The following is a 9,275-nucleotide window of genomic DNA, read 5'->3' on the forward strand; positions in this document are numbered from 1 at the left end:
CGCCGGCGCTGTGGAAGGCGTTGGTCTCGCCCTCGAACAGGCTCATGTGGGTGTGCATCGCCGACCCCGGATACTCGGCGAACGGCTTGGGCATGAACGACGCGCGGACACCCTCGGCCAGCGCGACTTCCTTGACGACGTAGCGGAACGTCATCACGTTGTCGGCCATCGACAGCGCGTCGGCGTAGCGCAGGTCGATCTCCTGCTGACCCGGCGCCCCCTCGTGGTGGCTGAACTCCACCGAGATGCCCATCTGCTCCAGGGCGTCGATGGCGTGCCGGCGGAAATTGGGCGCCGAATCGTGCACCGCCTGATCGAAGTAGCCGCCGTTGTCAGCGGGAACCGGCGCGGAGCCGTCATACGGTCCGGGTTCGAGCAGGAAGAACTCGATCTCCGGATGTACGTAGCAGGAGAACCCCAGGTCGCTGGCCTTGGCCAGCTGGCGGCGCAGCACATGGCGGCTGTCGGCCCAGGACGGCGAACCATCGGGCATGGTGATGTCGCAGAACATTCGCGCCGAGTGGTGCTGGCCGGAACTGGTCGTCCACGGCAGCACCTGGAACGTCGACGGATCCGGCCGGGCGACGGTGTCGGACTCGAAGACCCGCGCGAAGCCCTCGATGGAGGAGCCGTCGAAACCGATACCCTCCTCGAAGGCGCCCTCCAGCTCGGCCGGGGCGATGGCAACGGACTTGAGGTACCCGAGCACGTCGGTGAACCACAGCCGGACAAAGCGGATGTCCCGTTCTTCCAGCGTGCGCAGCACGAATTCCTTTTGCCGGTCCATGACGCGAGCGTAGGCAGCGGCTGTTAACACCGTGTTACAAGAAACGCACTCGCCGGTATCCACCAACCGGGTTGTTCATGCAGGTAGACCAGGGTTCCGCCAGCCCGACACCCGCCGTCGGCCCCGGAAATCGGACCGATGCACCACGGGTTGCCCAAAGAGCCGGATTGATGGCTTCGACAATGGGAACAAGGACACCCATGACGACCAACACGAAAACGCACCGTTCGGCTATCGCCACCGTGGGCCTGGCCGCGGCCACCGCCCTTCTCCTGTCCAGTTGCGCGACGACCACCAGGGAAGAAACCCGGGAGACGACCGCAACGGCGACCACCGCGACGGAGACAACAGGCACTTCGGCCATGACGACCTCCGCCAGGCCCGCGCCGGCGGGGCTGATCGGGTCCGGCTGCGCGGACTACGCAGACCAGGTGCCCACCGGCCCCGGCTCGGTGGAGAGCATGGCCATGGAGCCGGTGGTGACCGCCGCCGGCAACAGCCCGGTGCTGAGCACTCTGGCCAGCGCCCTGACCGGCAAGCTCAACCCCGGCGTGGACCTGACCGAGACGCTCAACAACGGGCAGTTCACCGTCTTCGCCCCCACCGACGACGCGTTCGCCAAGGTGGCCCCGGCCACGATCGACAAGCTCAAGACCGATTCGCAGCTGCTGACGTCCGTGCTGACCTTCCACGTGGTGCCGGATCAGGCCGACCCGAAAGCCGTCGTCGGCGAGCACAAGACGGTTCAGGGTCAGCCGGTGACGGTGACCGGCAACGGCGACGATCTCAAGGTCAACGGCGCGGGCCTGGTGTGCGGCGGCATCAAGACCGCCAACGCCACGCTGTATCTGATCGACACCGTGCTGATGCCGCCGGCGGCGCCGGCTCCCGCGACACCGGGAGCACCCGCCACGTCGGGAGCGCCGGCCACCAGCCCGACGCCGTAGCGGAACACCGCGCAGCGCGGGCGGTTTCGGCTAGCAGAACAGGTTGCCGGGCACCGTCTGGTCGACGAGGTAGCGGGTGACCGCGTCGTCGACACAGGCGTCGCCGTCGAAGACCGCGGTGTGCTGGGTGGCGTCATAGGTGATCAGCGGCGCCTTCAACTGGCGGGCCAGGTCGACGCCGGCCTGGTACGGGGTGGCCGGGTCGTGGGTGGTGGACACCACCACCACGCTGCCGGCCTGAGCCGGCGACGCCTGGTGCGGCGACGAGGTCGGCGGAACGGGCCAGAACGCGCACAGATCGCGCGGCGCGAAGCCGGTGAACTGCCCGTAGGACAGGAACGGCGCCCGCTGGCGGATCTGACGGTCCACCTCGGCCCAGGCGGCCGGGTCCGCCGGGGTGGGGCTGTCCACACACCGGATGGCGTTGAACGCGTCCTGACCGCTGCCGTACCGGCCGTCGTCGTCGCGGCCCTCGTAGTCGTCGGCCAGCAGCAGCAGGTCGTCGGCGCCGTCGCCGCGCTGCAGACCGAGCAGGCCGCTGGTCAGGTATTTCCAGTACTGGGGGGTGTAGAGCGCGTTGATGGTGCCGGTGAGCGCGTCGGAGTAGCTCAGGCCGCGCGGGTCGGAGGTGGCCGCCGGTTCGGCCACCAGCGGGTCCACCAACTGGCGGTAGCGGGTGACGAACTGTGCGGGGTCGGTACCCAGCGGGCAGGCCGGTGAGCTGGCGCAGTCGGCGGCGTAGTCGTTGAACGCCACCTGGAATCCGGCCATCTGCTCCACCACGGACTCCAGCGGGTCGCGGGTTGGATCGATGGCCCCGTCGAGCACCATGGTGCGCACCCGTTCCGGAAAGCGTTCCAGGTAGGCGGTGCCGAGCTCGGTGCCGTAGCTGAAGCCCAGGTAGTTGATCTTCTCTTCGCCGAGGGCTGCCCGAACCGCGTCCATATCCCTTGCGGCGGAGGCGGTTCCGACACCGGCCAGGAACGGCTTACCCAGCCGGTCCGCACACTTGCCGGCGAAGGCCTTGCTGATCGCTTCGATGGCAGCCACCCCGGCAGGGCTGTAGTCCACCATCGGTTCGCGCCGCCACGCGTCGCGCTCGGCGTCGGTGCGGCACCGCAGTTCCGGTGTGGAATGCCCGACGCCGCGGGGGTCGAAGCCCACCAGGTCGAAGTGCTCGGTGATGGCGGTATCGGAGAGGGTGTCGGCGAAGCTGACCACCAAATCGACCGCCGACGCCCCGGGGCCGCCGGGGTTCATCAGCAGCACCCCGATCCGATCGCCCCGGGCCGGAACCCGGATCACCGCCAGATTCGCCTGCGCCCCATCGGGATTCGCGTCGTCGATGGGCACCGGAACCGTCGTGCACTGCGCCTTGGGCAGGTAGGCGTCGGAGACGAAACGCTCACAGTTGCCCCACACCGGCGGTGTGGTCTGACCTACGCCGGGGGCGGCGACGGCTGGCGCAGCGATCCCAGTAGCAGCCACACCGGCCAGCAGAAGGGCGAACACCGACACCGCCGAGCCCGATCGACTCGCGCGTTTCATGGCCGTCATCGTGGCACGCCCCAGACCGCTAGGGCAGCGCGCGGCGGTCACACCTCGGTATCGGAACCGCAGCGGTTGCACACATCAAGGGCAAGTCGCGCCGGCTGGCGGCAGTTTCAGATCCACCAGGTAGGCCTCGACGTAATCGTCGACGCACTGCTCACCCTGGAACGCCACGGTGTGCTGGGTGCCCTTGAAGGTCAGCAGCGCCCCGCCGAGTTGCTTGGCCAGGTCCACACCGGCCTGATACGGCGTAGCCGGGTCGCCGGTGGTGGAGATCACCAGCACCGGCGGCAGTCCGGGCGCCGACACACTGTGCGGCGTGCTGGTCGGCGGCACCGGCCAAAACGCGCAGGTGCTCATCGGCGCGTGGCCGGTGAACTCGCCGTAGCTCAGGAACGGCGCCACCTCGCGCAGCCGCTTGTCCTCGGCGACCACCTTCTCGCGGTCGGTGATCGGCGGCTGGTCCACGCAATTGACGGCAATCCGGGCGTCGGTGGCGTTGGAGTAGTGGCCCTGCGTATCGCGGCGCATGTACATGTCGGCCAGCGCCAGCATGGTGTCGCCGCGGCCCTTGGTCATCTCCGACAGGCCCTGGGTCAGGTGGCGCCACAGGTTCGGCGAGTACAGCGCCATGATGGTGCCCACGATGGCGTCGCTGTAGCTCAGTCCGCGCGGGTCCTTGGTCTTCATCGGCTTGTCCACCAGCGGGTCGACCAGGTCGCGGTAGACGGCGACCGATTTGGCCGGGTCGGTGCCCAACGGGCAGTCGGCGTCCTTGGCGCAGTCGGCGGCGTAGTCGTTGAACGCCTTCTGGAACGCTTCGGCCTGATCGATGTCGGCCTGGATCGGATCGGCGTTGGGGTCCACCGCACCGTCGAGGACCATCGCCCGCACCTTGTCGGGGTATGCCTCGGCGTAGGCCGCGCCGATCCGGGTGCCGTAGGAGTAGCCCAGGTAGTTCAGCTTGTCGTCGCCCACGGCCGCGCGCAGCGCGTCCAGGTCCTTGGCCACGCTGGCGGTGCCGACATTGGCCAGAAAGTCGTTGCCCATCTTGTCGACGCAGCGCTGAACGAAGGCCTTGGTCTCGCCCTCGATGCGCTCCACACCCTCGGGGCTGTAGTCCACCTGCGGATCGGCGCGCAGGCGGTCGTTGTCGGCATCGGAGTTGCACCACAGCGCCGGGGTGGACGCGCCGACCCCGCGCGGGTCGAAGCCGACCAGATCGAAGCGCTGACGGACCTGCGGCGCCAGGCCCTCGACCAGGCTGGCGGCCGCCTCGATGCCGGACTCACCGGGGCCGCCCGGGTTGACGATCAGCGATCCGATCTTCTGGCCGGTCGCCGGGAAGCGGATCAACGCCAGACTGGCCTGGGCGCCGTCGGGCTTGGTGTAATCGACCGGAACGGCGATCGTGCCGCACTGTGCGCCAGCCGGGATGGGCAACGCCTCACCGGAACCGCCGGCCGGGCGGCACGGTCCCCACGAGACCGGCTGGCCGATCATCGGGTCGGCGATCACCGCCGTGCCGCCCACCACGGTGCTACAGCCGGCGGTGCCGGCCAGCAAGCCCGCCACAGCTGGGAAAATCAGAGCGGCACGCAGAATTCGGGGGCGCTGATACAGCCTCATGGCCAACATGCTGCCACGTTCGGCGAAGCTACTGCTCAGCCGAGCGCCTCGGCGGCGTCAGCGCCGTCACGCCGTGGTGGTCGCCAGCAGTTCGGCGATTCCGGCGGCAAACCCGTCGGCCATGTCCCAGAGGTCTGGCAACAAGTCGGGGCAGGAGATCAACCCGACGTTGAGCCGGCCGTTGAGCGACATCACGGTGATGTTCAACCCGGCGCTGTGGAAGATCGGCCCGAGCGGATACATCGCCTCCACCTCGGATCCCAGGAAGTACAGCGGCACTTGCGGTCCGGGCACATTCGACACCACCAGGTTGTGAACCGGCCGGGACTCGGTCAGCCCGATCCGGGCGTAAACCCGCATCGCCACCCCGAAGACCGCCGGTCCGGCGAATTGGCTCCAGTCCTGCAACAGCGTCGCGCCGATGGCCGAACTGTGCTCCTTGGCAACGGTGTTCGCTGCGGCGATCGCCCGCAGCCGCTCGACCGGGTCCTCGATGTGGGTCTGCAGGCTGGCGAACATTCCGGACACCTGGTTGCGGCCGGGACGGTCGGAGCGGTCGTGCACCGACACCGGGATCATCGCCACCAGGGTCGACTCGGGCAGCTCGTCGCGGTCGCTGAGGTAGTTGCGCAGCACTCCCGACACCAGTGCCATCACCACGTCGTTGACCTTGACGCCGTAGTGGTCCTTGATCACCTTGATGTCAGCCAACTCCAGTTGGGCGAAGGCCACATTGCGGCGCGCGCTGATGCTGCCGTTGAACGCGGTGTGCGGCGCGGCGAACGGCGCGGCCATCGTCCGGCCGCCGGCGATCCGCCGGACGGTGTCGACGGCCGTCGTCACGGTGGAGGGCAGCACGCTGGTCGCCAGGTTGACCGGCCGGGCGGCGAACCGCCCCAGCCCACCCAGGGCGATCCGCAGCGGATTGACGTCCGCACTGGCCTGGACCGGGTCGGGCGGCGGCGCGTCGGGCTCGGTGCTGCACAGCTGGGACATCAGATTCGCCCCGGTCACGCCGTCGACGGCAGCGTGATGCACCTTGGTCAGAACGGCCAGCCGGCCGCCCTTCCGGGCGTCGGTGCCACCCAGGCCCTCGATGACCCACATCTCCCACAGCGGGCGGCGGCGGTCCAGCTGCAGCGACGCCAGGTGCCCGCAGATCTCGGCCAGTTCCACCCGCCCCCCGGGCGCGGGCAGGCCGATGCGGTGCACGTGCCGGTCGACGTCGAAGTCCTCGTCTTCCACCCATACCGGGTGGTCGAGGTTGAGGAAGCTGTTGGCCAGCTTCTCGCGGAAGGTGGGGATCGCCGCGATCCGCAACACCAGTTCCTCGCGCAGCTTCTCGAAGCTGTACCCGCCCGGAATCGAGGCGGTGTCCAATTCGAGGACAGAGCACACATGCAGCAGCTGAGTCGAGGTCTCGAGATAAAGGAAACTGGCGTCGAGGCCGCTCAGACGCTGGAGATGCTGCATCTGACGATGCTATTCGCACCGGGCGTGTGAGGAACCGCACTGTGCCGCCGGTTCCCCCCGCCGGTCGAGGGTGGCAGACTTGTGTAGTCACGCGAACCCGGGGACCCGGATGGGCCACGAGGATCGAACCGACCACCACTGGGGAAACCATGTCAGAGCACACGCTCTACGGCACTGCCACGCCCGCTCACACTGAGACTTCCACTGAATCCCAAGCGGCACCCCGCACCAGGATCCGCACCCACCATCTGCAGCGGATGAAGACCGAGGGCCACAAGTGGGCGATGCTGACCGCCTACGACTTCTCCACCGCCCGGCTGTTCGACGAGGCCGGCATCCCGGTTCTGCTGGTCGGGGACTCCGCCGCCAACGTCGTCTACGGCTACGACACCACCGTCTCGGTGACCGTCGACGAACTCATCCCCCTGGTGCGCGGTGTGGTGCGCGGTGCTCCGCATGCGCTCGTCGTCGCCGACCTGCCGTTCGGTAGTTACGAGAGCAGCCCCGCGCAGGCTCTGGCGACGGCCACCCGGTTCCTCAAAGAGGCCGGGGCACACGCGGTGAAACTCGAAGGCGGTGAAAGGGTCGCCGATCAGATCGCGACGCTCACCGCCGCCGGCATTCCGGTGATGGCCCATATCGGTTTCACCCCGCAGAGCGTCAACAGCCTCGGCGGTTTCCGGGTGCAGGGCCGCGGCGACGGCGCCGAGCAGACCATCCACGACGCGATCGCGGTTCAGGAAGCCGGCGCTTTCGCGGTGGTGATGGAAATGGTGCCCGCCGAACTGGCCACCCAGATCACCGGCAAGCTCACCATCCCGACCGTCGGCATCGGCGCCGGCCCGCAGTGCGATGCCCAGGTGCTGGTGTGGCAGGACATGGCCGGACTCACCAGTGGCAGAACCGCCAAATTCGTCAAACGGTTCGGCGATGTCGGCGGCGAACTCCGCAGGGCGGCCCGGCAATACGCCGACGAGGTGGCCACCGGAGTGTTCCCTGCCGAGGAGCACTGCTTTTAAACCAGACGTTCACCTTGATATGGGACGCTGTGGTGATGGCTAAAGCCACAAAACCGTCGCGTCATATCGAACTGGAACGCAAGTTCGCCGTACCGGACGGCCAGATTTTGCCGTCCTTCGACGGGATCGCGGCGGTGACCCGGGCCGAGCGGCTGCCCACCCAGGCCCTTCAAGCGGTCTACTTCGACACCGAGCGCCACGATCTGGCCGCCAACCGCATCACCCTGCGCCGCCGCAGCGGGGGTTCTGACGCCGGCTGGCACCTGAAACTGCCCGCGGCCGCCGGCGCCGAGGCCCGAACCGAGTTGCGCGCCCCGCTCGCCCCCGATCTGCCCGAGGAGCTGCGCGACGCGGTACTGGCCATCGTCCGGGATCGCCCGCTGCGGCCGGTGGCCCGCATCTCCACCGCGCGCGACGTCACCCTGCTCTACGGCGACGACGGCGCCGCACTGGCCGAGTTCTGCGACGACCATGTCACCGCCAGCCGGCTCGCCGGTGACGGTAGCGACGACGACGAGCCGCTGAGCTGGCGGGAGTGGGAGCTTGAGCTGGTCCACGGCGGGGCCGCCGACGCCACCCAGGTGCTCGACCGGCTGACCAACCGACTGCGCGACGCCGGCGCGGCACCGGCCGGGCACGCGTCCAAGCTGTCCAAGGTGCTGGGCGACTCGACCCCGCTGCGGCCCGAGCCGCCGGCCGACCCGGTGCACCGCGCGGTGGCCGAGCAGGTCGCCGCGCTGCTGCTGTGGGACCGTGCGGTGCGGGCCGACGTCGACGACTCGGTGCACCAGATGCGGGTGACGATCCGCCAGATCCGCAGTCTGCTGCAGGCCTCCGAGGAGGAGTTCGGCCTGACCGACGACGCGACCATCCTCACCGAACTGCGGGAACTGGCCGGGGTGCTCGGCGTGGCCCGGGACGCCGAGGTGCTCGCCGACCGCTACCGCGACGCCCTGGACGCGCTGGACGCCTCGGCGCCGGAGCTGATCCGCGGGCCGGTGCGCGAACGACTCGTCGACGGCGGGTGGCGCCGGTACCAGGCCGGCCTGAACCGCTCGGTGAAGGCCATGCGGTCGGCGCGCTACTTCCGCCTGCTCGACGCCCTGGATGACGTGGTGGTGACCAGTCCCCCGCCGGACGAGGAGCACCCGCACGCCACCATCACGTCGGGCTACAAGCGGATCAGCAAGCGGGCGAAAGCGGCCGCCGCGGCGACCACCGAACACGAACTCGACGATGCCCTGCACGGAATTCGCAAGGCCGCCAAGCGACTTCGTTACGTCGCGGCCGCCACCGGCAACAGCACGGTGGCCGATCGCGCCAAGACGATCCAGGGGTTGCTGGGCGACCACCAGGACAGCGTGGTCTCGCGCACCCATCTGCTGCATGAGGCCGACGCCGCCCACGCGGCCGGTGAGGACACCTTCACCTACGGCGTGCTGTTCCAGCTGGAGGAGGAACTGGCCCAGCGGTGCCGCGAGCAGCTCGACGGCGCGCTCAAAAAGCTGCGCCGCAGCGTCCGCAAAGCCAGGTAGCGGGCAGCCCCGCGCGGTCGCACGGGCGACCACAGGCCCCGTGGGGCGGACGAGTTGGCCTGTAAGCCGGATTCTGTTCCGCTGCGCGAGCGCAGCGGCGGCGACCATCCATCTGGGCACACCGTCGCCGGGTACCTCGAGCGGTCTACCCGCAGGCTCGGGCGAGCAGCCCTCAGGCGCCTGCACAGCCGCTGAGCCCGAAGGCTCGGCGCGGCCTCTTGACCTTGCTTCGGGTGGGGTTTACCGAGCCATCCCGGTCACCCGGGATGCTGGTGCGCTCTTACCGCACCGTTTCACCCTTACCTGAACGAGTTCAGGCGGTCTGTTTTCTGTG

7 protein-coding genes and 1 other RNA gene are annotated in these 9,275 nt (G+C 69.0%); 3 read left to right on the forward strand and 5 right to left on the reverse strand.

Annotated features, from left to right (window positions below; genetic code table 11):
* Nucleotides 1-787 (reverse strand): glutamine synthetase family protein (locus ADBZ6I_RS13230; RefSeq protein ID WP_526384557.1); only part of this gene is annotated, 787 nt, incomplete at its 3' end.
* A gap of 200 nt (nt 788-987) precedes the next feature.
* On the opposite strand from ADBZ6I_RS13230, the gene ADBZ6I_RS13235 reads away from it, so the two are divergent.
* Nucleotides 988-1,734, forward strand: coding sequence for a fasciclin domain-containing protein (locus ADBZ6I_RS13235; RefSeq protein WP_526384559.1), 747 nt, complete (start codon nt 988-990; stop codon nt 1,732-1,734).
* A 30-nt stretch (nt 1,735-1,764) separates the two neighbouring features.
* Here ADBZ6I_RS13235 and ADBZ6I_RS13240 read toward each other — a convergent pair whose 3' ends face one another.
* From ADBZ6I_RS13240 to ADBZ6I_RS13250, 3 genes are all read right to left on the reverse strand, one after another.
* On the reverse strand, nt 1,765-3,291 hold the full coding sequence (locus tag ADBZ6I_RS13240; RefSeq protein ID WP_526384561.1) for an alpha/beta fold hydrolase: 1,527 nt from the start codon (nt 3,289-3,291) through the stop codon (nt 1,765-1,767).
* 75 nt (nt 3,292-3,366) lie between these two features.
* A complete protein-coding gene (locus ADBZ6I_RS13245) occupies nt 3,367-4,914 on the reverse strand; it encodes an alpha/beta fold hydrolase (RefSeq protein ID WP_526384563.1) in 1,548 nt (515 codons plus the stop codon).
* Between the two features lie 66 nt (nt 4,915-4,980).
* Complete coding sequence (locus ADBZ6I_RS13250; protein ID WP_526384565.1) at nt 4,981-6,387, reverse strand: WS/DGAT/MGAT family O-acyltransferase; 1,407 nt, start codon at nt 6,385-6,387, stop codon at nt 4,981-4,983.
* A 149-nt stretch (nt 6,388-6,536) separates the two neighbouring features.
* Between ADBZ6I_RS13250 and panB the strand changes: the two genes are divergently transcribed.
* A complete protein-coding gene (panB, locus tag ADBZ6I_RS13255) occupies nt 6,537-7,406 on the forward strand; it encodes a 3-methyl-2-oxobutanoate hydroxymethyltransferase (RefSeq protein ID WP_526384567.1) in 870 nt (289 codons plus the stop codon).
* A gap of 32 nt (nt 7,407-7,438) precedes the next feature.
* Entirely contained in the window at nt 7,439-8,941 is a 1,503-nt protein-coding gene (locus ADBZ6I_RS13260) for a CYTH and CHAD domain-containing protein (RefSeq protein WP_526384569.1), read from the forward strand.
* Nucleotides 8,942-8,987: 46 nt separating this feature from the next.
* Here ADBZ6I_RS13260 and rnpB read toward each other — a convergent pair.
* An RNA gene (rnpB, locus tag ADBZ6I_RS13265) (RNase P RNA component class A) lies at nt 8,988-9,275 on the reverse strand; the annotation flags it as partial.

Source organism: Mycobacterium sp. (assembly GCF_044342925.1).
In the GTDB taxonomy this organism is placed as follows: domain Bacteria; phylum Actinomycetota; class Actinomycetes; order Mycobacteriales; family Mycobacteriaceae; genus Mycobacterium.

Bases quoted from the DNA above. Each gene is read 5' to 3' on its own strand.
- ADBZ6I_RS13245 (WP_526384563.1), bottom strand. From the start codon at position 4,914: ATGAGGCTGTATCAGCGCCCCCGAATTCTGCGTGCCGCTCTGATTTTC.
- ADBZ6I_RS13235 (WP_526384559.1), top strand. From the start codon at position 988: ATGACGACCAACACGAAAACGCACCGTTCGGCTATCGCCACCGTGGGC.
- ADBZ6I_RS13240 (WP_526384561.1), bottom strand. From the start codon at position 3,291: ATGACGGCCATGAAACGCGCGAGTCGATCGGGCTCGGCGGTGTCGGTG.
- panB (WP_526384567.1), top strand. From the start codon at position 6,537: ATGTCAGAGCACACGCTCTACGGCACTGCCACGCCCGCTCACACTGAG.
- ADBZ6I_RS13250 (WP_526384565.1), bottom strand. From the start codon at position 6,387: ATGCAGCATCTCCAGCGTCTGAGCGGCCTCGACGCCAGTTTCCTTTAT.